The organism is Lysobacter sp. H23M47, assembly GCF_015209765.1.
GTDB lineage: Bacteria > Pseudomonadota > Gammaproteobacteria > Xanthomonadales > Xanthomonadaceae > Novilysobacter > Novilysobacter avium.
Window position 1 is genome coordinate 2,435,710 of record NZ_CP063658.1, and the last position, 23,722, is coordinate 2,459,431.

The 23,722-nt window shown below is 66.2% G+C and carries 25 protein-coding genes; 4 read left to right on the plus strand and 21 right to left on the minus strand.

The features are described from left to right. Nucleotides 1–26: 26 nt before the first annotated feature. The 3 genes from INQ43_RS11010 to glmU all read right to left on the minus strand — a co-directional run bounded on the left by INQ43_RS11010 (nucleotide 27) and on the right by glmU (nucleotide 4,386). Nucleotides 27–779, minus strand: a complete 753-nt coding sequence (locus INQ43_RS11010; protein ID WP_194036478.1) for a TerC family protein — start codon at nucleotides 777–779, stop codon at nucleotides 27–29. A 242-nt stretch (nucleotides 780–1,021) separates the two neighbouring features. Next, entirely contained in the window at nucleotides 1,022–2,851 is a 1,830-nt protein-coding gene (gene glmS / locus INQ43_RS11015; protein ID WP_194036479.1) for a glutamine--fructose-6-phosphate transaminase (isomerizing), read from the minus strand. Nucleotides 2,852–3,012: 161 nt separating this feature from the next. Next, on the minus strand, nucleotides 3,013–4,386 hold the full coding sequence (glmU, locus tag INQ43_RS11020; protein ID WP_194036480.1) for a bifunctional UDP-N-acetylglucosamine diphosphorylase/glucosamine-1-phosphate N-acetyltransferase GlmU: 1,374 nt from the start codon (nucleotides 4,384–4,386) through the stop codon (nucleotides 3,013–3,015). A gap of 339 nt (nucleotides 4,387–4,725) precedes the next feature. On the opposite strand from glmU, the gene INQ43_RS11025 reads away from it, so the two are divergent. Then, a complete protein-coding gene (locus INQ43_RS11025) occupies nucleotides 4,726–5,109 on the plus strand; it encodes a GtrA family protein (RefSeq protein WP_194036481.1) in 384 nt (127 codons plus the stop codon). A 94-nt stretch (nucleotides 5,110–5,203) separates the two neighbouring features. Here the strand turns inward: INQ43_RS11025 and INQ43_RS11030 are convergent, their stop codons facing one another. The 12 genes from INQ43_RS11030 to INQ43_RS11085 all read right to left on the minus strand — a co-directional run bounded on the left by INQ43_RS11030 (nucleotide 5,204) and on the right by INQ43_RS11085 (nucleotide 16,805). Then, nucleotides 5,204–5,629, minus strand: coding sequence for a F0F1 ATP synthase subunit epsilon (locus INQ43_RS11030; RefSeq protein ID WP_194034296.1), 426 nt, complete (start codon nucleotides 5,627–5,629; stop codon nucleotides 5,204–5,206). A 23-nt stretch (nucleotides 5,630–5,652) separates the two neighbouring features. Further along, on the minus strand, nucleotides 5,653–7,062 hold the full coding sequence (gene atpD, locus INQ43_RS11035) for a F0F1 ATP synthase subunit beta (protein WP_194036482.1): 1,410 nt from the start codon (nucleotides 7,060–7,062) through the stop codon (nucleotides 5,653–5,655). A 96-nt stretch (nucleotides 7,063–7,158) separates the two neighbouring features. Next, nucleotides 7,159–8,022: a F0F1 ATP synthase subunit gamma gene (atpG, locus tag INQ43_RS11040; protein ID WP_193984606.1), complete on the minus strand. Its 864-nt coding sequence runs from the start codon at nucleotides 8,020–8,022 to the stop codon at nucleotides 7,159–7,161. Nucleotides 8,023–8,035: 13 nt separating this feature from the next. Continuing rightward, the gene (gene atpA / locus INQ43_RS11045; protein ID WP_194034299.1) at nucleotides 8,036–9,583 is read right to left on the minus strand and encodes a F0F1 ATP synthase subunit alpha; all 1,548 of its coding nucleotides are present in this window, start codon (nucleotides 9,581–9,583) and stop codon (nucleotides 8,036–8,038) included. Between the two features lie 66 nt (nucleotides 9,584–9,649). After that, the gene (locus tag INQ43_RS11050) at nucleotides 9,650–10,177 is read right to left on the minus strand and encodes a F0F1 ATP synthase subunit delta (protein ID WP_194036483.1); all 528 of its coding nucleotides are present in this window, start codon (nucleotides 10,175–10,177) and stop codon (nucleotides 9,650–9,652) included. Nucleotides 10,178–10,205: 28 nt separating this feature from the next. Then, a complete protein-coding gene (locus INQ43_RS11055; protein WP_043957968.1) occupies nucleotides 10,206–10,676 on the minus strand; it encodes a F0F1 ATP synthase subunit B in 471 nt (156 codons plus the stop codon). 82 nt (nucleotides 10,677–10,758) lie between these two features. Then, the gene (gene atpE, locus INQ43_RS11060; RefSeq protein WP_193984612.1) at nucleotides 10,759–11,028 is read right to left on the minus strand and encodes a F0F1 ATP synthase subunit C; all 270 of its coding nucleotides are present in this window, start codon (nucleotides 11,026–11,028) and stop codon (nucleotides 10,759–10,761) included. An 84-nt stretch (nucleotides 11,029–11,112) separates the two neighbouring features. Further along, the gene (atpB, locus tag INQ43_RS11065) at nucleotides 11,113–11,943 is read right to left on the minus strand and encodes a F0F1 ATP synthase subunit A (RefSeq protein WP_194034303.1); all 831 of its coding nucleotides are present in this window, start codon (nucleotides 11,941–11,943) and stop codon (nucleotides 11,113–11,115) included. Continuing rightward, nucleotides 11,936–12,427, minus strand: a complete 492-nt coding sequence (locus INQ43_RS11070; protein WP_194036484.1) for a hypothetical protein — start codon at nucleotides 12,425–12,427, stop codon at nucleotides 11,936–11,938. Before INQ43_RS11070 ends, atpB begins: the two co-directional genes overlap by 8 nt. Before the next feature lie 182 nt (nucleotides 12,428–12,609). Further along, entirely contained in the window at nucleotides 12,610–14,565 is a 1,956-nt protein-coding gene (lpdA, locus tag INQ43_RS11075; RefSeq protein WP_194036485.1) for a dihydrolipoyl dehydrogenase, read from the minus strand. Between the two features lie 108 nt (nucleotides 14,566–14,673). Next, nucleotides 14,674–15,315, minus strand: coding sequence for a hypothetical protein (locus INQ43_RS11080; RefSeq protein ID WP_194036486.1), 642 nt, complete (start codon nucleotides 15,313–15,315; stop codon nucleotides 14,674–14,676). Then, nucleotides 15,315–16,805, minus strand: coding sequence for a dihydrolipoyllysine-residue acetyltransferase (locus INQ43_RS11085; protein ID WP_194036487.1), 1,491 nt, complete (start codon nucleotides 16,803–16,805; stop codon nucleotides 15,315–15,317). The genes INQ43_RS11080 and INQ43_RS11085 overlap by 1 nt, the downstream gene beginning before the upstream one ends. Before the next feature lie 446 nt (nucleotides 16,806–17,251). Here INQ43_RS11085 and INQ43_RS11090 point away from each other — a divergent pair, with 446 nt between their 5' ends. Next, on the plus strand, nucleotides 17,252–17,902 hold the full coding sequence (locus tag INQ43_RS11090; protein ID WP_194036488.1) for an OmpW family outer membrane protein: 651 nt from the start codon (nucleotides 17,252–17,254) through the stop codon (nucleotides 17,900–17,902). 78 nt (nucleotides 17,903–17,980) lie between these two features. Here the strand turns inward: INQ43_RS11090 and INQ43_RS11095 are convergent, their stop codons facing one another. After that, complete coding sequence (locus tag INQ43_RS11095; protein WP_194037673.1) at nucleotides 17,981–18,856, minus strand: DMT family transporter; 876 nt, start codon at nucleotides 18,854–18,856, stop codon at nucleotides 17,981–17,983. 76 nt (nucleotides 18,857–18,932) lie between these two features. Beyond that, nucleotides 18,933–19,985, minus strand: coding sequence for an NAD(P)-dependent alcohol dehydrogenase (locus tag INQ43_RS11100; RefSeq protein ID WP_194036489.1), 1,053 nt, complete (start codon nucleotides 19,983–19,985; stop codon nucleotides 18,933–18,935). Between the two features lie 184 nt (nucleotides 19,986–20,169). Here INQ43_RS11100 and INQ43_RS11105 point away from each other — a divergent pair, with 184 nt between their 5' ends. Next, a complete protein-coding gene (locus INQ43_RS11105; protein ID WP_194034310.1) occupies nucleotides 20,170–20,652 on the plus strand; it encodes a YajQ family cyclic di-GMP-binding protein in 483 nt (160 codons plus the stop codon). A gap of 4 nt (nucleotides 20,653–20,656) precedes the next feature. Continuing rightward, entirely contained in the window at nucleotides 20,657–21,196 is a 540-nt protein-coding gene (locus tag INQ43_RS11110; protein WP_194034311.1) for a DUF1415 domain-containing protein, read from the plus strand. A 69-nt stretch (nucleotides 21,197–21,265) separates the two neighbouring features. Here INQ43_RS11110 and INQ43_RS11115 read toward each other — a convergent pair whose 3' ends face one another. The 4 genes from INQ43_RS11115 to INQ43_RS11130 form a co-directional block, all read right to left on the minus strand. Next, on the minus strand, nucleotides 21,266–21,790 hold the full coding sequence (locus tag INQ43_RS11115) for a hemerythrin domain-containing protein (RefSeq protein WP_194034312.1): 525 nt from the start codon (nucleotides 21,788–21,790) through the stop codon (nucleotides 21,266–21,268). 109 nt (nucleotides 21,791–21,899) lie between these two features. Next, the gene (locus INQ43_RS11120; protein ID WP_194036490.1) at nucleotides 21,900–22,520 is read right to left on the minus strand and encodes a YetF domain-containing protein; all 621 of its coding nucleotides are present in this window, start codon (nucleotides 22,518–22,520) and stop codon (nucleotides 21,900–21,902) included. 46 nt (nucleotides 22,521–22,566) lie between these two features. Then, on the minus strand, nucleotides 22,567–22,746 hold the full coding sequence (locus INQ43_RS11125) for a hypothetical protein (protein ID WP_194036491.1): 180 nt from the start codon (nucleotides 22,744–22,746) through the stop codon (nucleotides 22,567–22,569). Nucleotides 22,747–22,816: 70 nt separating this feature from the next. Further along, on the minus strand, nucleotides 22,817–23,599 hold the full coding sequence (locus INQ43_RS11130) for a hypothetical protein (RefSeq protein WP_194036492.1): 783 nt from the start codon (nucleotides 23,597–23,599) through the stop codon (nucleotides 22,817–22,819). Between the last annotated feature and the right edge of the window lie 123 nt (nucleotides 23,600–23,722).

The window sequence follows — 23,722 nt, forward strand, 5'->3', positions numbered from 1 at the left end:
GCTGGCGTCGGGCGTTGCTGCGGCTGCTACGCGGGTTCCACGCCTGACGCCTCGGCCGCCTCGGGCGCCCGCTCCCGCCGCCGGATCCACAGGTTGACCAGCTCGACGAACACCGAGAACGCCATCGCCACATAGACGTAGCCCTTCGGGATGTGCAGCCCGAAGCCATCGGCTATCAGCACCAGGCCGATCATCAGCAGGAAGCTCAGCGCGAGCACTTTGACCGTCGGATGGCGCTCGACGAAGTCGCTGATCGGCCGCGCAAAGGCCAGCATGAAGACGATGGAAATCACGATGGCGGTCACCATTACCCAGCGCTGCTCGACCATGCCGACCGCGGTGATGATCGAGTCCAGCGAGAACACGATGTCCAGCACCATGATCTGCGCGAGCACGCCGCCGAACGTCGCTGTGGCAGCCGCCGCGGCGGTGACGTGGGCAGGCGGGCCGTCGACGCGCTGATGGATTTCGTGGGTAGCCTTGGCGATCAGGAAAAAGCCGCCGCCGATCAGGATCAGGTCGCGCCAGGAAAACGCGTGGCCGAATACGGTGAACAGTGGCGCGGTCAGGCCGATGATCCAGGCGATGGTGAACAGCAGCCCCAGCCGGGTCACCGCGGCCAGCAGGATCCCCAGCTTGCGCGCACGATCGCGTTGCTGCACCGGCAAGCGGCCGGCCAGGATCGAGATGAAGATGATGTTGTCGATGCCCAGGACGAGTTCCAGGGCGGTGAGGGTGGCGAGCGCGACCCACACTTCGGGATTGGCGAGCAGTTCCATCGGGTTATTCCTTCGCGTTGCCGACCGGCTGGCGGAATGCCAGCGTCTGGTCGGTCGCCACTGCAAAAGCCGTCAGGCGTCTTGCAGTGACTCGCGAAGGTCTTGCTCACATGCCGTGGTGGCCATGCCGCTGCGCCGGAGCCGGGGCTCGTATTGACGGGTACAGCGTGTGGGAGCTACTCCCCTTCGAGCGCGCAGACTAGCACGCGCTTTTACCCATTGAATAGCACTTTTAAGCGGTGCTATTCGACCGTGACGCTCTTGGCCAGGTTGCGCGGCTTGTCGACGTCGGTGCCGCGCACCAGGGCCACGTGGTAGGCCAGCAGCTGGACCGGAATGGTGTGGATGATCGGGCTCAGCACGCCGACGTGGCGCGCGGCGCGGATCACATGCACGCCCTCGCTGGGATGGAAGTTGCTGTCGGCATCTGTGAACACGAACAGCTGGCCACCGCGCGCGCGCACTTCCTGCATATTGGATTTGACCTTCTCCAGCAGGCTGTCGTTGGGCGCGATCACCACCACCGGCATCTCGTCGGTGACCAGCGCCAGTGGGCCGTGCTTGAGCTCACCCGCCGGGTAGGCCTCTGCGTGGATGTAGGAGATTTCCTTGAGCTTGAGCGCGCCCTCCAGCGCGATCGGGTAATGCACGCCGCGGCCGAGGAACAACGCGTGCTCCTTGGGCGCGAAGTGCTCCGACCAGGCGGTGATCTGCGGCTCCAGGTTGAGCGCGTGCTGGACGCTGCCAGGCAACCGGCGCAACGCGTCGATGTAGTCCGCCTCGCCGGCCTCGTCCAGGCGGCCCTGCAGCTTGGCCAGGGTCGCGGTCAGGGTGAACAGCGCCACCAGCTGGGTCGTGAAGGCCTTGGTCGAGGCCACCCCGATCTCGGCCCCGGCGCGGGTGTAGTAGACCAGCCGGCTGGCCCGAGGGATCGCGCTCTCGGGCACGTTGCAGATCGACAGAGTCCGCTCCTGGCCCAGCGACTTGGCATATTTCAACGCCTCCATCGTGTCCAGGGTCTCGCCCGACTGCGACAGCGTCACCACCAGCGTCGTCGGATTGGCCACGGCGTCGCGGTAGCGGTACTCGCTGGCGATCTCCACCGAGCAGGGCAGACCGGCGATGCCCTCGATCCAGTAGCGCGCGGTCATGCCGGCGTAGTAGCTGGTACCGCAGGCGAGGATCAGCACGCCTTCGATGCCCTCCAGCACCTCGGCCGCATCGGGCCCGAACAGCTCGGCGGAGAATTCGCCGGCATCGATCACGCCCTCGATGGTGTCGGCGACCGCACGCGGCTGCTCGTGGATCTCCTTCTGCATGAAGTGGCTGTAAGGGCCGAGCTCCAGCGAAGCCAGCGAGACGTCGGACTGGTGCATCGCGCGCTCGACGGGCTGGTTGTCCGCGCCAAACACGGTCACGCTGTCGCGGGTGATCTCGGCGGTGTCGCCCTCTTCCAGGAAGATGACGTTGCGGGTCGCCTGCAGGATCGCGGACACATCGCTGGCGATGAAGTTCTCGCCCTCGCCAACGCCGATCAGCAACGGGCAGCCCATGCGCGCGGCAATCAGCTTGCTTGGCTCCTTGCGGCTGACCACGGCCAGCGCATAGGCGCCGTGCAACTCGCGCACCGCCGCCTGCACCGCGGTCAGCAGGTCCGCGCCGTGGACCAGGAAGGAGTGGATCAGGTGGGCGATGACCTCGGTGTCGGTCTGCGATTCGAACTCGTAACCCATGGCCATCAGCTTCTCGCGCTGCTGGTCGTGGTTCTCGATGATGCCGTTGTGGACCAGCGCCACGCCGTGACTGACGTGGGGGTGTGCGTTGGCCTCGGTCACCCCCCCGTGAGTGGCCCAGCGCGTATGGCCGATGCCCAGCTGGGCCTGCAGGTCCTCGGCCAACGCGGCAGCCTCCATCTCGGAAACCCGGCCGGTGCGCCGGACGCGCCGCACGTCGTGGTCGTTGATCACGGCGATGCCGGCGGAGTCATAGCCGCGGTATTCCAGCCGCTTCAGTCCCTCGATCAGGACCGGGACCACATCGCGATCAGCGATCGCACCAACGATTCCACACATGACTCGGACTCCTGCAGGTAGCCGGACAGTTTAGCCGGGAAGGTCAACCGGTTTCGCCTGCCGCCTGGTTCCAGAACGGCCGCGAGCTTGAAACGAACGCGTTTTGCACGCGCTTACCAGACGCAGCGGAGCGCTGATGCACCTGCCCGGTGCGCCCGCCCTCAGTTTCCGGGCTTTTTCACCGGCCGCTGCCAGCCCTCGACCACCGACTGGCGCGAGCGGGCGACGCTCAAGCGGCCCTCCGGTGCGGGCCGGGTAATCACCGAACCCGCCGCGATCGTCGCATCCCTGCCGATGCTGACCGGCGCCACCAGCGAGCTGTTGGAACCAATGAAGGCGCCATCCTCGATCGTGGTGCGCGCCTTGTTGACCCCGTCGTAATTGCAGGTGATCGTGCCGGCGCCGATGTTTACCCCGCTACCGATCACCGCGTCGCCCAGATAGCTCAGGTGGTTGGCCTTGCTGCCGACCCCGATGTGGGTGTTCTTGATTTCAACAAAATTGCCGACGTGCGCGCCGTCTGCCAGCACCGTGCCGGGCCGCAGGCGTGCGTAGGGACCGATCACGGCCGCGCCCTCCACCACCACCCCGTCGAGGTCACAGTGCGCGCGCACCTCGGTTCCGGCACCCAGGGTGACATCGCGCAGGCGGCAGAACGGGCCGATCCGGACGCCGTCACCCAGGTCCACGCGGCCCTCAAGGACGACGTTGGCGTCGATCTCCACGTCGCGGCCGACGGTGACCTCGCCGCGGATGTCGACCCGTGCCGGGTCGGCCAGGCGCGCTCCGGCGACCGTCAGCGCCTTGGCCGCGCGCAGTTGGAAGGCCCGCTCGAGCTGGGCGAGCTGCCACGGGTCATTGGCGCCCTCGACCTCGACCGGATCGTCGACGTGGACCATCCCGGCCGGTGCGAACTCCGCTGCGGCAGAGGCGAAGATATCGGTCAGGTAGTACTCGCCCTGGGCGTTGTTGTTCTCCAGCCGCTCCAGCCAGCGTCGCAGCGGTTCGCCATCGGCCACCAGGATGCCGGTATTGACCGTGCGGATCGCGCGTTCCTGCTCGCTGGCATCCTTCTGCTCGATGATGCGCGCGACCATGCCCTGCGCATCGCGCAGTACGCGCCCGTAACCGGTGGGATCCTCCAGATCGGCGACCAGCACGCCCACGCGTCCGGTCGATGCCAGCAATCGCTGCAGCGTCTCCGCGGTGATAAGCGGCACGTCGCCATAGAGCACCAGCAAGCGCGCATCCTGGGGCACGTCCGGCATCGCCTGTTGCACCGCATGGCCGGTTCCCAGCCGCTCCACCTGTTCGGTCCACAGCAGGTCGGATTGACTGCTGAACGCGTCACGCACCTGCTCGCCGCCATGGCCGTAGACGATGTGCATACCGGCCGGCTGCAGGGCTCGCGCGGTCGCGATGACGTGGCCGAGCATCGGTCTGCCGGCGATCTTCTGCAGCACTTTGGGCAGTGCTGACTTCATACGCTTGCCTTCACCGGCGGCAAGGATGACGACGTGCAGGGGGGCTGGCATGCGGACTCCGGAAACTACCGATAAAAAACAGGATGAGCGCAGACGCGCCCGGGGAACTGATTCTCGCGGAGTGATTCTAGATCGTTCGTGAAAGCTCGGGGAAATCCAGGACTCGACAGGTCCACCGGTCGTTGGGTTTCAACTGCCAATTGACGATTCCCGGCTTCTGGCCATCTGCTAGGATTCCGCGGTGCCCCGATCCGCTGCCGCCGCGCGCCGTCAAATGCTTGCTCAAGCGCTGATTTGGGCAGCCGAGGGCGCGTTTGCTTTCGGCCTCGAATTAGCCGTGAACGAGCTTCAGGGGTGGGCCATTCCGCGTCAATGCGTGGCACCGGCACCATGAGCCTGTCGCGACAAGGACAGCACTACTTCGCCATCGGACTGGGCCAGTGGCTGCTGGACTGGGCGGTGATGGTCGCGCTGAGCCATTACGGGCTGTCGGTCGAGCTGGCGAACATCGCCGGTCGCGTCAGTGGCGCGCTGATAGGGTTCTGGTTGAACGGCTGGATCACCTTTGCCGGCGACGACACCGTGCTTGGCAGGCGCCAGTTATTCCGCTTCCTGCTGATGTGGACGCTGACCACGGCGATCAGCACGTGGGCGATGGGCGGGATCAACCACTTCGCCGGCCTGAAATGGGCCTGGCTGGCGAAACCGGCGGTGGAAATCGCCCTGGGCGGCATCGGTTTCGTCCTGTCGCGCCACTGGGTATACCGCCGCTGACGCGCCCGCCTCGACAGCACAGAGATGGAAAGCGCAGATACGACAACGCCGGCGCGGGGCCGGCGTCGTCGGTGCCGCGTGTGCGCAGCGTACGTCAGTGCTTCATGTTCCGGCGCAGACGTTCCAGCGCCTGCAACTGCACGGTCACCTCGGCCAGGCGCGCCTGTGCCTCGGCCACTTCCATCGGCTCGGCACGGCGGGCCAGGATGCGCTCGGCCTCTTCCTTGGCGGCGCGCACCGCGGCCTCGTCGATGTCCTGGGCGCGGATCGCGGTGTCGGCCAGGATGGTCACCACCTGCGGCTGTACCTCGAGGATGCCGCCGGTGACGGCGAAGTCGAGCTGGTCGCCATTGGGCAGGGTCACCACGATCTTGCCCGGCTTCAGGCGGGTGATCAGCGGGGCGTGCTTGGGCGCGATGCCCAGCTCGCCCATCTCGCCGGTCGCCACCAGCATGGTGGCGTCGCCGCGGAAGATTTCCTCTTCGGCGCTGACGATGTCGCAACGGAAGGTGCTAGCCATAGAATTCTCTGCCTGGAGTCGGATCAGGCGGCTTCGCCGGTGATCTTCTTGCCCTTCTCGACCGCGTCCTCGATGCTGCCGACCATGTAGAACGCCTGCTCGGGCAGGTGGTCGTACTCGCCGTCCACGATGCCCTTGAAGCCGCGGATGGTGTCCTTCAGCGGCACGTACTTGCCCGGCGAGCCGGTGAACACCTCGGCCACGTGGAAGGGCTGGCTGAAGAAGCGCTCAATCTTGCGCGCCCGCGACACGGCCTGCTTGTCCTCTTCCGACAGCTCGTCCATGCCCAGGATCGCGATGATGTCCTTGAGCTCCTTGTACTTCTGCAGCGTGGCCTGGACCTTGCGGGCGGTGTCGTAGTGCTCGTGGCCGATCACGTTGGGATCCAGCAGGCGCGAGGTCGAATCCAGCGGATCGACCGCCGGGTAGATGCCCAGCGAGGCGATGTCACGCGACAGCACGACGGTGGCGTCCAGATGGGCGAAGGTGGTCGCCGGCGATGGATCGGTCAGGTCGTCCGCGGGAACGTACACGGCCTGCACGGAGGTGATCGAGCCGGTCTTGGTGGAGGTGATGCGCTCCTGCAGGACGCCCATTTCCTCGGCCAGGGTCGGCTGGTAACCCACCGCCGACGGCATGCGCCCGAGCAGAGCGGACACCTCGGTACCGGCCAGGGTGTAGCGGTAGATGTTGTCGACGAAGAACAGCACGTCGCGGCCCTTGCCGCTCTCGTCCTTCTCGTCGCGGAAGTACTCGGCCATGGTCAGGCCGGTCAGCGCGACGCGCAGGCGGTTGCCCGGCGGCTCGTTCATCTGGCCGTACACCATCGCGACCTTGTCGAGGACGTTGGAGTCCTTCATCTCGTGGTAGAAGTCGTTGCCCTCGCGGGTACGCTCGCCCACGCCGGCGAACACCGACAGGCCTTCGTGCGCCTTGGCGATGTTGTTGATCAGCTCCATCATGTTGACGGTCTTGCCCACGCCGGCGCCGCCGAACAGGCCGACCTTGCCGCCCTTAGCGAACGGGCACATCAGGTCGATGACCTTGATGCCGGTTTCCAGCAGCGCGTTGGCCGCGGCCTGCTCTTCATAGCTCGGCGACTCGCGGTGGATTTCCCACTGCGCGGTGGCCTCGACCGGACCGGCCTCGTCGATCGGGCGACCCAGCACGTCCATGATGCGGCCCAGCGTGCCACGACCGACCGGCACCGAGATGCCCTTGCCGGTGTTGCTGGCCACCAGGTTGCGCTTGAGGCCGTCGGTGGAGCCCAGCGCGATCGTACGCACCACGCCGTCGCCCAGCTGCTGCTGCACTTCCAGCGTGATCTCGGTGTTGTCGACCTTCAGCGCGTCGTAAATGCGCGGGACCGCGTCGCGCGGAAACTCGACGTCGACGACGGCGCCGATGATCTGAACGATCTTGCCCTGGCTCATGATGTTTCCTCGTATCTCTGAAGCTGCTTGCGGATCGCACATCGCGGCCGCGGGATTGGGGTGTGGAGTTCCGGACGGAAGCCGGTGGTACCGCGGTCAGACCGCAGACGCGCCGCCGACAATCTCGGAAATTTCCTGGGTGATCGCGGCCTGGCGGGCCTTGTTGTAGACCAGCTGCAGGTCACCGATCAGGTTGTTGGCGTTGTCGGAGGCGGACTTCATCGCGACCATGCGTGCGGCATGCTCGGACGCCACGTTTTCCAGTACCGCCTGGTACACCAGCGACTCGATGTAGCGCGTCATCACGTGGTCCAGGACGGTTTCGGCGTCCGGCTCGTAGATGTAGTCCCAGTCGTGGCGCGACATCGCCTCCTCGGACGGCGGCAGCGGCAGCAACTGGTCGAACGCGGCGCGCTGGACCATGGTGTTGATGAAATCGTTGTAGCAGATGAACACGCGGTCGATGTTGCCGGCGCTGTAACCGTCCAGCACGACCTTGATCACGCCGATCAGCTGCTCCACCCGGGGCTGGTCGCCCAGGTGGGTCACGGTGGCGAGCATGTTGACCTTGATCCGGCGGAAGAACACCGAGGCCTTCTGGCCGATGGTGACCACGTCGACCTCGACGCCCTGCTGCTGCCACTTGTGGATCTCGCCCAGCAGCTTGCGGAACAGGTTGTTGTTGAGCCCGCCGGCCAGGCCACGGTCGGAGGACACGATGACGTAGGCCACGCGCTTGGGATCGGCGCGCTCGATCATGTACGGATGCTGGTAGTCGGAGTTGGCCTGGGCCAGGTGTCCGATGACCTGCCTCATCACCCGCGCATACGGGCGCGAGACCTTCATCCGCTCCTGCGCCTTGCGGATCTTGGAAGCCGAGACCATCTCGAGCGCGCGCGTCACCTTGCGGGTGTTCTGCACACTCTTGATCTTGGTTTTGATTTCACGTCCGCCTGCCATCGTCTTTTCCGCCTTACCAGGTGCCGGTCTGCTTGAACTCTGCGATGCCCTGCTTGAACGCCGCCTCGATCTCGTCGTTCCACGCGCCGCTGCTGTTGATCTTGCTGATCAGCTCGCCCTGGGTGTTGGCGAAGTGCGCGTGCAGGCCTTCCTCGAACGCGAGGATCTTGGCCACGGCCACGTCGTCGAGGAAGCCCTCGTTGACCGCGTAGATCGACAGCGCCTGGTCGGCGATCGACATCGGGCTGTACTGCTTCTGCTTCATCAGCTCGGTCACGCGCTGGCCGCGCTCGAGCTGCTTGCGGGTCGCCTCGTCCAGGTCGGACGCGAACTGGGCAAACGCCGCCAGCTCGCGGTACTGCGCCAGCGAGATACGGATGCCGCCCGACAGCTTCTTGATGATCTTGGTCTGCGCCGAACCACCCACGCGCGACACCGAGATGCCCGCGTTCACCGCAGGCCGGATGCCGGCGTTGAACAGGTCGGTTTCCAGGAAGATCTGGCCGTCGGTGATGGAGATCACGTTGGTCGGCACGAACGCGGACACGTCGCCGGCCTGGGTCTCGATGATCGGCAGCGCGGTCAGCGAGCCGGTCCTGCCGGTCACCTCGCCGTTGGTGAACTTCTCCACATAGTCCGCGGACACGCGCGCGGCGCGCTCCAGCAGGCGGGAGTGCAGGTAGAACACGTCGCCCGGATACGCTTCGCGGCCCGGCGGGCGGCGCAGCAGCAGGGAGATCTGGCGGTAGGCCACGGCCTGCTTGGACAGATCGTCATAGACGATCAGCGCATCCTCGCCGCGGTCCATGAAGTACTCGCCCATGGTGCAGCCGGCGTAGGCGCTGATGTACTGCATCGCCGCCGACTCGGACGCGGTCGCGGCAACCACGATGGTATGGGCCAGCGCGCCGTTCTCTTCCAGCTTGCGCACGATGTTCGCAACGGTCGAGGCCTTCTGGCCGATCGCCACGTACACGCACTTGATGCCGGTGTTCTTCTGGTTGATCACCGCATCGATCGCCATCGCGGTCTTGCCGGTCTGGCGGTCACCGATGATCAGCTCGCGCTGGCCACGGCCGATCGGGATCATCGCATCGACGGACTTGTAGCCCGTCTGGACCGGCTGATCGACCGACTGGCGCCAGATCACGCCGGGAGCGACGCGCTCCACCGGGGCGGTCAGCTTGGCGTCGATCGGGCCCTTGCCGTCGATCGGCTCGCCCAGCGCGTTGACCACGCGGCCCAGCAGCTCATTGCCGATCGGCACTTCCAGGATGCGGCCGGTGGTCTTGGCCACGTCGCCTTCGCGCAGGTTCTCGTAGCCGCCCAGCACCACGGCACCGACCGAGTCGCGCTCCAGGTTCAGGGCCAGCGCGAAGATGCTGTTGGGCAATTCGATCATCTCGCCCTGCATCACGTCGGCCAGGCCGTGGATGCGCACGATGCCGTCGGCCACCGAGGTCACGGTGCCTTCGTTGCGCGACTCTGCGGACAGCTTGACCTTCTCGATGCGGGTCTTGATCAGTTCACTGATTTCGGACGGGTTGAGCGTGGTTTGCATGGGTGTTTCCCTGGTACCCGGCGCGGACGCCGGAAGTAGATGATTCGGATCGTCGATTGGAGCCGGTCAGCCGGCCAGCGCCGACTGCATGCGCGAGAGCTTGCTCTTCAGCGAGCCGTCGATGACCACGTCGCCGGCATCGATCACCGCGCCACCGATCAGCGACTCGTCGATCGCGGTTTCCAGCTCAACCTCGCGGCCGAAGCGGCGCTTGAGGCCAACGCGGATCGACTCCAGCTCGGCGGCCGGCATTTCGCTGGCGGAGGTGACGCGCGCCTTGACCACGTGCTCGGCTTCCGCGCGCAACTGCTCGAACATGCCGGCGATCTCCGCCAGCAACGGCAGGCGGCGGTTGGACGCCAGCAGCTCGATGAAGCGGCCGAAATCCTCGCCGGCACCGTCGACGGCCAGCAGCGACGCGGCCTCGGTGGTCGACAGCTGCGGATGCTTCAGCAGCGCCTCCACCTTCGGATCGGCGGCGACGCGGGCGGCAAGCGCAAGCGCCTGCGACCAGCTGGCCACCTGGCCGGCCCCGCTGGCCGCTGCGAACGCGGCGCGGGCGTAGGGTCGGGCGAGGGTCATGGTCTGGCTCATTGCTCAGGGCATCCGGTCGTTGGCTGGATCAAAGCTGGGCGGCGAGTTCATCGAGCAGCGCCTTGTGGGCGTTGGCGTCGATTTCCCGGCGCAGCAGCTTCTCGGCACCGCTGACGGCCAGCGCGGACACCTGCTTGCGCAGATCCTCGCGGGCACGGTTCTGCGATGCGACGATTTCGGCATCGGCCATAGCCTTCTGGCGGGTGGCTTCCACCATGGCGTCGGTCTTGGCCTGCTCGATGATCTGGTTCGCGCGCTGGTGCGCCTGGTCGATCACTTCGTTGGCCTTGGTCCGCGCTTCGCGCATCGCGGCGTCCACGCTCTGCTGGGCCTGGGCCAGGTCGTGCTGGCTGCGCTCGGCAGCCGCCAGTCCGTCGGCGATCTTCTTCTGGCGTTCTTCAATCGCCCGGTTCATGGGCGGCCAGATGAACTTCATGGTGAACCAGATGAGCAACGCGAACGAGATCATCTGACCAAAGAAGGTCATGTTGATATTCATGACAGCTCCGTATGCGGGCTGCGGGCGCGGGCGCCCGGGAAGCGCGCCCGGAACTCCGGGCACGCGGATTCAAGCAGGTCGATCAACCGGCGTTCAGTGCGGCAAGCAGCGGGTTGCCGAAGGCGAACAGCAGGCCTACGGCCAACGCGATGATGAACGCGGCGTCGATCAGGCCGGCCAGCAGGAACATGCGGCCCTGCAGCATCGGCACCAGCTCGGGCTGGCGCGCCGCCGACTCGAGGAACTTGGCGCCCATGATGGCGATGCCGAGGCACGCGCCGATCGAGCCCAGACCGACCATCATGCCGATCGCGATCGCGGTCAGGCCCTGCACACTGGCGATAAATTCCATGGTTTTCTCCTACTGAAACGTTTGGTTTGGATTGGCGGAAGGATGAAGCGGTGAAAAGCGGTGCAACGTGGAGCGATGACGCGATCAGTGACTCTCGTAGGCGCCAGCGATGTAGACGACCGAGAGGATCATGAAAATGAAGGCCTGCAGCAGCACGATCAGGATGTGGAAGATCGCCCAGGCGAGGTTGAAGATCACGCCGGGAACGAACATCAACAGCCCGCCGCCCAGCAGTCCGGCGATGAGCATGAACACCAGCTCGCCACCGTACATGTTGCCGAACAGTCGCATGGCCAGTGACACCGGCTTGACGCAGTACTCGATGATGTTGAGGCCCAGGTTGGCCGGCATCAGCACTGCGCGGGTCACCGGGTTCTCGGCCGCGAACGGCGAGGTCAGCAATTCCTTGCCGAAGCCGAAGCCGCCCTTGGCCTTGAGCGAGTGGTAGAGGATCAGGAAGAACACGACGACGGACATGGCCGCGGTGGTATTCAGATCCGCGGTCGGGACCCAGCGGAAGAACGTGTGCGCGGCGACGTCAGCGCCGGCGACGGCTTGGATCGCCACCCCGGGCGTGTCCAGCGGCAGCAGGTCCATGCCGTTCATCAGCACGACCCACATGAAGATCGTGATCGCCAGCGGCGTGATCGAGCTGCGGTCGCCGTGGAAGTTGTCCTTCACCTGGTTGTCGACGAACTCCATCGCCATCTCGACAAAGGCCTGGCCTTTGGAGGGCACCCCGGAGGTCGCCTTGCGCGCGTAGAAGCCGAACCATCCGATGAATATCAGGCCGCACACCAGCGACACGACCCACGTGTCGATGTGGAAGGCAAAGCCGCCCAGATCGATCGTGTTCTGCTGCAGGTGGTGCTGGATGTATTCGTTCAGGCCGCCAGAGCCGGTCTGTTCACTCACGAAGGACACCTTCTCGATTCAGGATTTGAGCCAGCACGTAGGCCAGCATGGTTGCCACGACCGCTACCAGCATCGGCAGCGGCGGCAACTGGAACCCCGCCAGACCAACCGCGAGGACTGCAAACACCACCAACCACTTCACCAGCACACCGGCGAGCATCAGGCCGAGGACCGAGCCTGCCGGCTTGACACCCCCGCCCAGCGCCACCAGCGCCGCCAGACCTCCACCGGCGACCAGAGCGGAACCGCCCACCAATGCCGCCAGTGCGGACTGCGCACCGTGGGCAAGGAAGGCCAACGCGGTCAACGCTGTTGCGCCCGCCTGAAAGGCGATCGCGCGAAACGCCAACCGGCGGCCTGCGGACATTGGATCGTGCACGCTCGGCTCGTCGGTTTTGGAGGGCGGGCAGATAAACGCCCAATGAAGCCGCCGAATTATAGGTTGCGCGGACGTCGGCGGCAACTGCCGGGTCCTGTTCAGCATCCGTCAGCTGAACCGACCCGAAGCGGGGCGCCATTATTTGCGCGTCCGGGGAACCTTGCGATGCGCCACAGGTCAATATCCTCGACACCCCGTCGCCCCTCTCTCCTCGTCAAGGCAAACGGCAGCGGCGGGTCCGGAGCCCCGGCCTGATCCGCCGGGGCTTCCTCTTGTCCGCGCGGCGCTCAGGCCTTCTTTTTCGGCGCGTAGAGGTCGGTGATGGTGCCGTCGAACATCTCCGCCGCCATGGCGACCGATTCCGACAGGGTCGGGTGGGGATGGATGGTGTGGGCGATGTCGCCGACCTCGCAGCCCATCTCGATCGCCAGCGCGATCTCGGCGATGAGTTCGCCCGCGTGCACGCCGACGATGCCGCCGCCGATGACCTGGCCGCTGGCCTCGTCGAACAGCAGCTTGGTGAAGCCGTCGGTGCGGCCGATGCCGATCGCCCGGCCCGAGGCCGCCCACGGGAACTTGCCCACCCCCACCTTGAGGCCTCGCGCCTTGGCCTCGTTCTCGGTGACGCCGACCCAGGCGATTTCCGGATCGGTGTAGGCGACCGACGGGATCACCCGCGCGACCCACTCCTTCTGGGCACCCGAGGCGACTTCTGCGGCCAGCTTGGCCTCGTGGGTGGCCTTGTGGGCGAGCATCGGATTGCCGACCAGATCGCCGATGGCGAAGATGTGCGACGCGGTGGTGCGCATCTGCCGATCAACCGGAATGAAGCCACGCTCGGTGACCTTGACGCCGGCTTTCTCCGCGTCCAGCTTGCCGCCGTTGGGCGCGCGGCCTACCGCGACCAGCACGCGATCGAACACCTGCGCATCCGGTGCCTTGCCGCCGTCCTGAGCCGACTCGAAGCTGACCTTGAGGCCCTTCTTCTGCGCGTCCACGCCGGCGGCCTTGACCTGCAGGTGGATTTCCACGCCCTGCTTCTTCAGCCGGTCCGCCAGCGGCTTGACCAGATCCTTGTCGGTGCCGGGCATCAACTGGTCCATGAACTCGACTACGGTGACCGCGCTGCCCAAGGCGCTGTAGACGGTCGCCATCTCCAACCCGATGATGCCGCCGCCCACGACCAGCAGCTGCTTTGGCACATCGGCCAGTTCCAGCGCGTCAGTGGAATCCATTACCCGCGGGTCGTCCCAGGGGAAGCCGGGCAGTTTGACGGCCTGGCTACCGGCGGCGATCACGCACTGGCGGAAGGCCACCAGCTGGGTTTTGCCGTCATCGCCGGTGACTTCCAGCTCATTGGCAGAGAGGAAGCGGCCAACGCCGGTAATCACCTTGACCTTGCGCTGGCGGGCCATGCCACCCAGCCCCTTGGTGAGCTGGCCGACGACCTTGTTCTTGTAGTCGCGCAGCTTGTCGAGAGTGATCTTCGGCTTGCCGAACGCGATGCCCATCTCGTCGGCCTGGCTGGCGCCATCGATCACCGCTGCGGCATGCAGCAGCGCCTTGGAGGGGATGCAGCCGACGTTGAGGCAGACGCCACCCAGATCCGGATAGCGCTCGACCAGCACGGTATCCAGGCCGAGATCGGCAGCGCGAAACGCGGCCGTGTAGCCGCCGGGACCGGCGCCCAGCACCAGCATCGCGCACTCGACATCGGCCTTGCGTCCGCTCGCTGCTGCCGGCTGGGGGCCCTGGGCGGCGTGTTTGCCTGCGGCGTCATCGGTGCTCGCCGGACCGCGCCCACCCGATGGCGATTTGTCCGGTTTTTCGTCTCCGGCGTCAGCCTTGTCGTCGGCGTCCTTTTTGCTCGCAGCGTTGTCGCTTGTGGTCTTGTCGCTTGTGGTCTTGTCGCTTGTGGCCTTGGCAGCCTGGTCCTGTTTTGCGGGGGCGGCGGCGCCGGCCTCCTCGGCGTTTGCGGCCGGCTTGTCCCCCGTCGCCCCGGCGTCGGCGGTTTCGAGCACCGCGATCACCGCGCCGTCGGCGACCGTGTCGCCCACCTTGACGTGCAACTCGCTGATCACGCCGGCGGCGCTGGAGGGCACCTCCATGGTGGCCTTGTCCGATTCCAGCGTGACCAGGCCCTGGTCGACCTCCACGGTATCGCCCACCGCCACGAGGACCTCGATAACGGGTACGCCGTCGTAGTCGCCGATGTCGGGAACCTTGATCTCGATCTTTGCCATGCCTGTGCCTCCTGGGGTCGCGCACCTGCAGGGGTGCAGCGACGGTAGCGGGACCCGGGCGCCCGGCGGGCGGCCACGGTGTGGGATTTGCCCGGCGCTCGCCTCCGCTTAAGGGGCGGTGGCGAGCTGGGTGTCGAGTTGGTCGAGCAGCTTGACCAGCGCGCTCCAGCGCTTGGGCAGGTGCTTGTCCTTGGAGTCGGCCGCGTCAATGAGCACCTGCGCCTGACGGGCGAGCAGACGGCTGGGACCGCAGCTCGGCTCGGTGCCGCTGACGCGGCGGTCATTGACGGCGAACACCAGCAATTCGTTTTCCTGGAAGGCGGCGGCGCGGTCTTCGGGAACGACCGCGCTCAGCGCGCGTCCCCACGAGGCGACCACGCGCTCGGCCAGCGCTGCCGGCATGACGGACTCGCGCACCTTCGCCGGCTTGTCGACCTTGAGCGTGCGCTCGATGCCGCCGGGAATCGTGGTCATCGCGTCCACGCGCTCGGCGGCGACTGCGGAGCGAACCGTCCACGTCTGGCCATTGGCCGAGCGCACCAGCATCACGCCGGTCTCCTTGCCGCGCGGGGGCAACCGCACCAGGCTCAATACCGGCGTATCGCCGGCGGCAAACAGCGCTTCCACCGCGGTGCCGTGGTTGCGTGTGGCCGGCGGCCAGCCCTGCCCGAGATCGATCTGACACTCGCTCTTGGCCAGCGCCAAGGGCGAGACGGCCAGTAGCGCGGCCAGTGCGAGCGCGGCTCGCATCACAGCAGCACCCGCCGCATGTCCGCCAGCAACTGGGCAAGGTAGGTGGTGAATCGCGCGGCCGCAGCACCGTCGATGACGCGGTGGTCGTAGCTCAGCGAGAGCGGCAGCATCAGGCGCGGCTTGAACTTCTCGCCGTTCCAGACCGGCTGCATGGATGCGCGCGACACGCCCAGGATGGCCACTTCCGGCGCATTCACGATCGGGGTGAATTTGGTCCCGCCGATGCCGCCCAGCGAGCTGATGGTGAAGCAGCCACCGCTCATCTGCGCCGGCCCCAGCTTGCCCTCGCGCGCCTTGGCGGCCAGCTCGCCGGTTTCCATGGCGATCTCCATCACGCCCTTGGTGTCGCAATCGCGCACCACCGGCACCACCAGCCCGTTGGGCGTATCGGCCGCGAAGCCGATGTGGAAGTACTGCTTGAGGACAAGGTTCTCGCCGGTCGCATCCAGCGAGGCGTTGAAGTCGGGGAACTGCTTCAAGGCACTGACGCTGGCCTTCATCAGGAACGCCAGCATCGTCAGCTTGGTCGCGCCGCCCTTGGCGATGGCGCGCTCGTTTTCCATGTTGAGCTCGACGCGCAGCTTTTCCAGCCTGGTGATGTCGGCGTCTTCGAACTGGGTGACGTGCGGGATCATCGCCCAGTTGCGCGAGAGGTTCGCCCCGGAGATCTTCTCGATCCGGCTCAGTTCGCGGGTCTCGACCGGCCCGAACTTCGCGAAGTCGACCTTCGGCCACGGCAGCAGGCTCAGGCCGGCACCGCCGGCACCGGGGGCCGCCGCGGGGGCGCCACCCGACTGCATCGCCTGCTTGACGAACTTCTGCACGTCGTCCTTGTTGATCCGGCCGCCGCGCTGGCTGCCCTCGACCTGCATCAGGTCCACGCCGAGCTCGCGCGCGAACAGGCGCACGGCGGGGCTGGCGTAGGGCACCTTGCCCGGCAGCAGCTCGTCGGCGTCGAAGCTCACCGGCGGGGAATGCGGGCCGGCGGCATCATCAGCGGCGGCTGCTTCGCCGGAGGCATCGTCGCCAGCGCGGGCGATTTCACGCTGCGCCAGCTTGTTGGGAGTGCCGACGTGGTCAGGCTCCACGGCCGTGGCGGTTTCCGCAGTGCGTGTCTCCTCGGAGGCGGCAGCGGGCTGCGCGCGCGGCGGCTCGGCATCAGCCGTGCCCTTGGCCGCAGATCCGGAAGCAGGCGTGCCGTCTTCCTTTGCCGCGTCCTGCTCCGCGCCGGCGGACTCGCCTGCAGCTTCCGGCTCGATCATCGCGACCACGCTGCCTTCGGCGATCTCATCGCCCACGGCCACCTTCAGTTCGCGGATCACGCCGGCAAACGGGGAAGGAACCTCCATCGTCGCCTTGTCGGACTCCAGCGTGACCAGGCCCTGGTCCAGCTGCACCGTATCGCCGACCGCGACGAGCACCTCGATCACCGGCACGCCATCGTATCCGCCGATATCCGGGACGCGCGCTTCCTTCAACTCAGCCATGTGCGGCTCCGACTAGCACCAAAACCCTATTGTGGCCGCTGGCGGCGGGAGGCGCCAATAGTGCCGCCGTGTCGCCAGCGACTCTTTTCGGACTCGGCATCGACGTGGGCACAGGCCAGCGACCGCGGCGCGGCTGGCGGCTCGGGATCTGTTCAGCTGTCGGGTGCACTTTGACGACAAGACCGTTGCCTGCCCGCAACCACTCCGCGCGAGTGTCGCAAGTCACTGATTATCATCGCTATTCGTCGGTAAAATCGACGTCAACGCGCCTTTCACCCGTGCTCCGGCACGCGCGCGGCATCGTTCCGCCGTCGTCATTGGTGAAAGTTCCGCGGGACGGGTCGGCTCGCACAAGCCGCATTCATTTTCCGGTGGCTAGGGTGGCCACGCCTGCCGGGCAACCGGTCGGTTCCCCCACAAGTCAAAAGAAGCTTGGAGAGTTCCCCATGATCCGTTTCCGCCACCTCAGTCTTGCCCTGTTGGGCGCCCTGGCCATTGCCCCGGCCGCCTTCGCCCAGGACAGCAATGTCGATTCGACCAATGACGCCAAGCGTTTCGCCGTGGTGGGCGGCTTTGCCGTCAGCGAGCCGACCAGCGATCCCACCATTGCCGGCGCGAGCACGCAGTTCGACGGCGGCACCGCCGCGACCCTGAGCGCGAGCTGGTACTTCCACGAGAATTTCGCCGTCGAGGCCTGGGGCGCGGCGGACAAGTTCGACCACCGCGTGCGCGACGCCAACAACTACAAGATCGGCAGCGTTGAGTCGCAGCCGTATGCCCTGAGCGCCCAGTACCACTTCGGCAACAGCGAGCAGATCGTGCGTCCGTTCCTGGGCCTGGGTTACTACGAGAGCAACTTCGACAACGAGACGCCCGAGCCGACCGGCCCGCTCGCCGGCCAGCGCATCGGCGTGGAGACCGCCAAGGGTGCCATGGCGACCGCCGGCCTTGACGTGACCCTGAGCCCGAGCTGGTTCGCCCGCGCCGACCTGCGTTACCTGCACGGCGATTCCGACGTGAAGGTCAACGGCGACAAGGTCGGCAATGCCAAGCTGGACCCGGTCGTGGTCGGTCTGGGTCTGGGCGTGCGCTTCTAAGGCGTTCCCGGAAAAGACCGATCCATTCGTTATGGGTTGATCGTGCCGCTGCCGTTCCGGACCGTCGGGGTCCCGGCGTCAGCGCATGATCCGCGGCGGGCCTTCGGGCCCGTCGTTGTGTGTGTCTTCCGCGCGCACGCGCTCGCGGCGCAGCATGTAAAGCCCGCTGGCAACGATGATGCCCGCCCCCAGCCAGGTGATCGCGTCCGGCAACACGCCCCAGATGGTGACGTCCAGCAGCACGACCCATACCAAGCCGGTGTACTCCAGCGGTGCCAGCAGGGATGCGGAGCCGGAGCGGAATGCCGCGGTGATCGCGTACTGGCCGATCGCGCCTGCGAGTCCGGTTCCCACGATGATCCACGCATGTTCGGCCCGCAGCGGCACCCAGTTGGGCCACGCCAGCGCACCGGCGCCGATGGACAGCATCACCAGCAGCCACACGATCATCGAGGCATTCGAGTCCGTGCGTGCCAGCACCCGCACCGTGATCGCGCTGACCGCGTAGCCGGTCGCCGCCAGCAGCACGGCCAGCGCCGCCCAGCTGAACATGCCCTCGCCGCTCGGTCGCAGCAGCACCAGCATCCCGACCATGCCGATGGCAATCGCGGTCCATCGCCGCGGCCCCACCTTCTCGCCCAGCACGGGCACCGACAACGCCGTGATCAGCAGCGGGGCCACGAAGTAGATCGAGTAGCCCGTGGTCAGCGGCAGGGTGCGCAGCGCAAACGCAAACGATGCGGTCATGCCAATACCGATCGCGCCGCGCAGCAGATGCAAGGGCCAGCGCACCCGCAGCAACGGGCGCAGGCCGCTTGTCGCCATCACCCAGACCAGGATGAAGGGCAGCGAGGCTGCCCCGCGCAGCGCCGCGACCTGCATCGCCGGATAGGTCCCGGCCAATGCCTTCAATCCGGCGTCCATGAATGCAAACGTCGCCACTGCCAGCAGCATCATCACCGGCGCCGGCACCCGGACCGGGAGCGCCCCCGTCATGGACGCAACACCGGCGTCGGCGCAGCGGCCGCGGTCATTCGCGCAGGCTGGCGATGTCGATGACGAAGCGGTAGCGCACGTCCGCCTTGAGCATGCGCTCGTAGGCGGTCTCGATCTGGTCGATGTTCATCAGCTCGATATCCGCCGCGATGCCGTGCTCGGCGCAGAAGTCGAGCATCTCCTGGGTCTCGCGGATGCCGCCGATCAGCGAGCCCGAGAGCTTGCGCCGCTGCATGATCAACGCGCCCGCCGCAACCGGTACCGGCTCGTCGGGGATGCCCAGCAGCACCATCGAGCCGTCGAACTTCAGCAGGCCGAGGTAGGCGTTGTAGTCGTGGGGGGCGGAGACCGTATCGATGATCAGGTCGAAGCGGCGCGCGAGCTTCTTGAACGTGCCCGGTTCGCGGGTCGCCTCGAAGTCGTGCGCGCCCAGCTCCAGCGCCGCCTCGCGCTTGGACTCGGAGGTGCTGAGCACGGTCACCCGGGCGCCCATCGCCGCCGCCAGCTTGACCGCCATGTGGCCCAGGCCGCCCAAGCCCACCACCGCCACGTCGTGACCCGCGCGGACGCCGAACTGGCGCAGCGGCGAATAGGTCGTGATGCCGGCGCACAGCAGGGGTGCGGCGCGGTCCAGCGGCAGCGCGTCGGGGATGTCCAGCACGAAATCCTGACTCACGGTGATGCGCGTCGAATAGCCGCCGTAGGTCGGCGAGCCGTCATCGCGCTCACGGGAGTTGTAGGTCCCGGTCATGCCTTCGACGCAGTACTGCTCCTCGCCGGCCTTGCACTGCGCACAGTGGCGGCAGGAATCGACGAAACAGCCCACTCCCACCGCATCGCCGACCTTGAACCGCTCCACGCCCTCGCCCACCTGGGCGACGCGTCCGACGATCTCGTGGCCGGGCACCATCGGGAAGATCCCGTTGCCGCCCCACTGCGCGCGCACCTGGTGCAGGTCGGAGTGGCAGACACCGCAATACGCGATGTCGATGAGCACCTCGCCGGCACGCGGCTCGCGGCGCTCGATGGTGAAGGGCGCCAGCGGCGACTGGCCGTCGGGGGCGGCGTAGGCGGGGGTCTTGAGCATGGAATGGCTCGCATCGGCGTGGGTTGGCCAGTGTAGACCCGCCTGTCCGCAGCGACGATCACCAACCCGCGCGGCGGGGCCCGGCGTGCGCGACGGCGTCTGCGCTACCCTTGATCGCTACAAACCTGGCTGCACCTCACGCCTGCTTCCACCCCACGCCTGCTTCCACCCACGGAGTACCGCAATGCCTTCCTTCGACGTCATCTCCGAAGTCGACAACCACGAACTCACCAACGCGGTCGACCAGGCCAGCCGTGAGCTGACCACGCGCTTCGACTTCAAGGGCGTGGACGCCAGTTTCAGCCTGGAGGACGAGGTGATCTCGATGTCGGCACCCAGCGACTTCCAGCTGCAGCAGATGACCGACATCCTGCGCGCGCGACTGATCGCCCGCGGCATCGACGCGCGCTGCCTGGAGTTTGGCGACATCGAGACGAACCTGGCCGGTGCGCGGCAGAAGATCAGCGTCAAGCAGGGCATCGAGCGCGAACTGGCCAAGAAGATCCAGACCGCGCTGAAGGAATCCAAGATCAAGGTCGACAGCCAGATCAACGGCGACAAGCTGCGTGTCAACGGCAAGAAGCGCGATGACCTGCAGGCCGCGATGGCGCTGCTGAAGGGCGGCGAGTTCGAGCGTCCGCTGCAGTTCGACAACTTCCGCGACTGAGTGCATGCCTGCCGAGGACCCGATTGCCGCGACCCGTCGCTGGCTGCAGCGCGCGGTGATCGGCCTGAACCTGTGCCCGTTCGCCAAGGCGGTGCAGGTGAAGGACCAGATCCGCTACGTGGTCAGCGAGGCGGATACGCCCGATGCGCTGCTGGCCGACCTGGCCGATGAGCTGCTGTGGCTGCACGAGGCGGATCCGGAGGTGGTCGATACGACCCTGCTGATCCACCCCCGGGTGCTCGCCGATTTTGCCGACTACAACGATTTCCTCGACCAGGTCGACGCCGCGATCGATGCCCTGGGACTGGAGGGCGAGATCCAGGTGGCGAGCTTCCATCCGGACTACCGGTTCGCAGGCAGCGACTTCGACGACGTTGCCAATTGCACCAACCGCTCGCCCTACCCGATGCTGCACCTGCTGCGCGAGGAGAGCATCGACCGAGCGGTGGAGGCGTTCCCGGACCCGGAGGAAATTGTCGAGCGCAATATCGCCCGGCTTGAGCGGCTCGGGCTGGAGGGCTACCGGAGGTTGCTGGAGGATTAGTACACCAGCAAAAAGCAATGGTGGGTGGTTGAAGAACCGTGCGACCTCGCGGTCGCACGGCACCCCCAATCAGCCGGCCGGCGGCGGGTTGGTCTTGTTGGCCTCGGCGCCCTTGCGCAGCGCCTTCTCCACGGCCTTGGCGGCCGCCGGCGTGCCTTTCCATTCCTTGTACTGCGCGTCCAGCTGCGCACGTTCCTCGGTGCTGAACATGGACCGCGCCATCTTGAACATCGTGTCTTCTTCCTCGGTGGCGTGGTGGTCAACGAACTCGCCCAACACCTTGGCCCGGCCGGCGAACTCGGTGGTGGTCGGCGACGCGGCTTCCAGGTCGGGAAGCACGCGCAACTCCACGGCACGGTGCTCGGCCACCGCTTCGGCGTGGGTCTTGCGCCCATCGCGGTCGGCGCGCTTCTTGAACTCCGGATAGAAGACTTCTTCCTCCCACACCGCATGCGGAATCAGGCCCTGCTTGATCTTTTCAAGCAACTCCATCCGTCCTTTTTCGGCGCGCTCGGTGGTGTCTTCCATCTTCTTGAACAGGTCGCGCAGATGGTCGTGTTCTTCCTTCAGGGTTTTGAGGATGTCGTCTGCCATGGGGGTCTCCGTAATGGTTGGGGTGATAGATCGGACTGATGGGCAACGGCGCGGACGCGCCCGCCAACACTGGAATGGCTGCGGTGAAATGGCGGTGATGCGGGGTCAGCTACGAATGCGCATCCACACGGTCTGCCGGAACGCCCGGTTTCGCTGTCGCCGGTGGATCCTTGCCACCCGGAACGCGCAGGTAATCAATGAGGTCGCGTTTCCCGGGCTTGGAGTCGTTCAGGACGACGGTGATTTCACCGGTGACCTCCAGGATCGCCAGTTCGACCTGGGACAACGCTCTCGCGCCGTTCTGGCGGAGGATGGCGTAGAGCTCGCGACGCGTGGTGCGCTCGCGCTTCAAGGTCGCCATGTCGATCTCGCCGTCCTGGACCAGCACGCAGGGGCGTGATTCCAGATAGTCGCGGAACTTGCGCGAGTGGCTGGCCGACTTCTCGATGGCGATCGTCAGGCCCGTGACGCCAACCAGTACCATCGCCGCGTAGCCGATGGATATCTCGGGATAAAGCATCACGTCGCCCGCCGCGGATCCCAGCGCCACCATCAGCAATTGCTGCATCGGGCTGAGGTTCTGTTGGCCGCGCTTGCCAAGAATGTGGACAACCAGCAGCAGCAGCGCAATCAACATCAGGATGCGAACTGCAATTTCCGCGTAGAAAAGCGGGGGATACGGTCCAAACAACAGGCGGCCCCACTCCAGCGGCGTTACGTCATTACCCACCGCGCTGCTCCTCAGATGCCGGACCAATGCCGGCGCTCAGCAAGCTTCAGTCACCGCTTTTCGAACCACCGCCCTTTTTGCCGCCTCCGTCCTGCTTGTTGACGGTGGCCCAGGCGATGCGTTCGGCTTCCTTCTCGCTCTTGCCTTCCTTTTTCTCGCTTTCTTCGATGTGGTCAGCCTGGCGCTTCTGCTTGTCGGTATAGCTCGACTTGTCTCCGCGGGGCATCTTGAACACCTCCTGATGTGCAGAAGGCCCCCCGCCCGGAAACGGGGAGCCGGATGATCAGCTCACTGGATCAGCGGCCGTCGCCATCAAAGTCGCCCGGCAGGGCGCGTTCGACGTTGTGCCACGCATCGCGGACCGCGTGCTTGGCCTCGTTCCAGCCCATGCGTGACGTGGACTTGGCGTTGTCCCAGCGGTTGCCCAACTCGGCTTCGAGGTTGTCGTCCCACTCGCGGTTCGGATGTGCGCTGCGAGCCTGCGTGCCATAGCGGTAGGCAGGCCGGTAATCGTTGTCGTAGTCGTACTCGTGCTTGTAGTAAACGGCGTTCTTGTACTGGTCGCGGTAGTAATTGTCCGTCGCGCCGTAGGTGCGGTAGGTGCGGTCGCTGCGATCAAATGCATCGCGGGTGGCGTCCTTGGCCTCTTCCCAGGACAGTCGCGACTTGGCCTTGGCCTTTTCCCAGCCGCTGCGGATGTCCTGCTCCAGCGAATCGTCCCACTTGCGATCGGCGTACTGGCTGCGCACGGTGTTGCCGTACTCGTAGGCCGGCGCGTAATCGTCGTCGTAGTTGTACTGCGGGTTGGCGTAAGGACGGTTGCTGTATTCGTTGCGCCAATAATCGTGTTCGCCGGTCGGGTCGATACTCTCGGCAACGCTCTTGCCGGCGCTCGCGCCAGCCAGCGTGCCGACCGCGCCGCCCACCAGCATGCCGATCGGGCCAAACAGTGCGCCGATGCCGGCACCTGCTGCTGCACCGCCGACGCCGCCGACACCCACGCCGACCGGGTGTGAGCCGGGGGTCTTGGTAATCGGATCGCGGTTCATGTCACGGGTTTCGTTGGGGTCCTTCGTCATCGGTATGTCCTCGTTCGGTTGGCCGCGGCAGCGCCGCTGGTGCAAACGAAATTGACACCGCCCGCGTCGTGACCGCGTGCAAGAAATGTCAGGGTCATGCGAAGCGTTCACGAAAAGTCCGGC

Excerpts from the sequence above, each read along its gene's own strand:
- INQ43_RS11010 (WP_194036478.1), bottom strand. The coding sequence starts at position 779 with ATGGAACTGCTCGCCAATCCCGAAGTGTGGGTCGCGCTCGCCACCCTC.
- glmS (WP_194036479.1), bottom strand. The coding sequence starts at position 2,851 with ATGTGTGGAATCGTTGGTGCGATCGCTGATCGCGATGTGGTCCCGGTC.
- glmU (WP_194036480.1), bottom strand. The coding sequence starts at position 4,386 with ATGCCAGCCCCCCTGCACGTCGTCATCCTTGCCGCCGGTGAAGGCAAG.
- INQ43_RS11025 (WP_194036481.1), top strand. The coding sequence starts at position 4,726 with ATGAGCCTGTCGCGACAAGGACAGCACTACTTCGCCATCGGACTGGGC.
- INQ43_RS11030 (WP_194034296.1), bottom strand. The coding sequence starts at position 5,629 with ATGGCTAGCACCTTCCGTTGCGACATCGTCAGCGCCGAAGAGGAAATC.
- atpD (WP_194036482.1), bottom strand. The coding sequence starts at position 7,062 with ATGAGCCAGGGCAAGATCGTTCAGATCATCGGCGCCGTCGTCGACGTC.
- atpG (WP_193984606.1), bottom strand. The coding sequence starts at position 8,022 with ATGGCAGGCGGACGTGAAATCAAAACCAAGATCAAGAGTGTGCAGAAC.
- atpA (WP_194034299.1), bottom strand. The coding sequence starts at position 9,583 with ATGCAAACCACGCTCAACCCGTCCGAAATCAGTGAACTGATCAAGACC.
- INQ43_RS11050 (WP_194036483.1), bottom strand. The coding sequence starts at position 10,177 with ATGAGCCAGACCATGACCCTCGCCCGACCCTACGCCCGCGCCGCGTTC.
- INQ43_RS11055 (WP_043957968.1), bottom strand. The coding sequence starts at position 10,676 with ATGAATATCAACATGACCTTCTTTGGTCAGATGATCTCGTTCGCGTTG.
- atpE (WP_193984612.1), bottom strand. The coding sequence starts at position 11,028 with ATGGAATTTATCGCCAGTGTGCAGGGCCTGACCGCGATCGCGATCGGC.
- INQ43_RS11070 (WP_194036484.1), bottom strand. The coding sequence starts at position 12,427 with ATGCTGAACAGGACCCGGCAGTTGCCGCCGACGTCCGCGCAACCTATA.
- lpdA (WP_194036485.1), bottom strand. The coding sequence starts at position 14,565 with ATGGCAAAGATCGAGATCAAGGTTCCCGACATCGGCGACTACGACGGC.
- INQ43_RS11080 (WP_194036486.1), bottom strand. The coding sequence starts at position 15,315 with ATGCGAGCCGCGCTCGCACTGGCCGCGCTACTGGCCGTCTCGCCCTTG.
- INQ43_RS11085 (WP_194036487.1), bottom strand. The coding sequence starts at position 16,805 with ATGGCTGAGTTGAAGGAAGCGCGCGTCCCGGATATCGGCGGATACGAT.
- INQ43_RS11090 (WP_194036488.1), top strand. The coding sequence starts at position 17,252 with ATGATCCGTTTCCGCCACCTCAGTCTTGCCCTGTTGGGCGCCCTGGCC.
- INQ43_RS11095 (WP_194037673.1), bottom strand. The coding sequence starts at position 18,856 with ATGCTGCTGGCAGTGGCGACGTTTGCATTCATGGACGCCGGATTGAAG.
- INQ43_RS11100 (WP_194036489.1), bottom strand. The coding sequence starts at position 19,985 with ATGCTCAAGACCCCCGCCTACGCCGCCCCCGACGGCCAGTCGCCGCTG.
- INQ43_RS11105 (WP_194034310.1), top strand. The coding sequence starts at position 20,170 with ATGCCTTCCTTCGACGTCATCTCCGAAGTCGACAACCACGAACTCACC.
- INQ43_RS11110 (WP_194034311.1), top strand. The coding sequence starts at position 20,657 with ATGCCTGCCGAGGACCCGATTGCCGCGACCCGTCGCTGGCTGCAGCGC.
- INQ43_RS11115 (WP_194034312.1), bottom strand. The coding sequence starts at position 21,790 with ATGGCAGACGACATCCTCAAAACCCTGAAGGAAGAACACGACCATCTG.
- INQ43_RS11125 (WP_194036491.1), bottom strand. The coding sequence starts at position 22,746 with ATGCCCCGCGGAGACAAGTCGAGCTATACCGACAAGCAGAAGCGCCAG.
- INQ43_RS11130 (WP_194036492.1), bottom strand. The coding sequence starts at position 23,599 with ATGACGAAGGACCCCAACGAAACCCGTGACATGAACCGCGATCCGATT.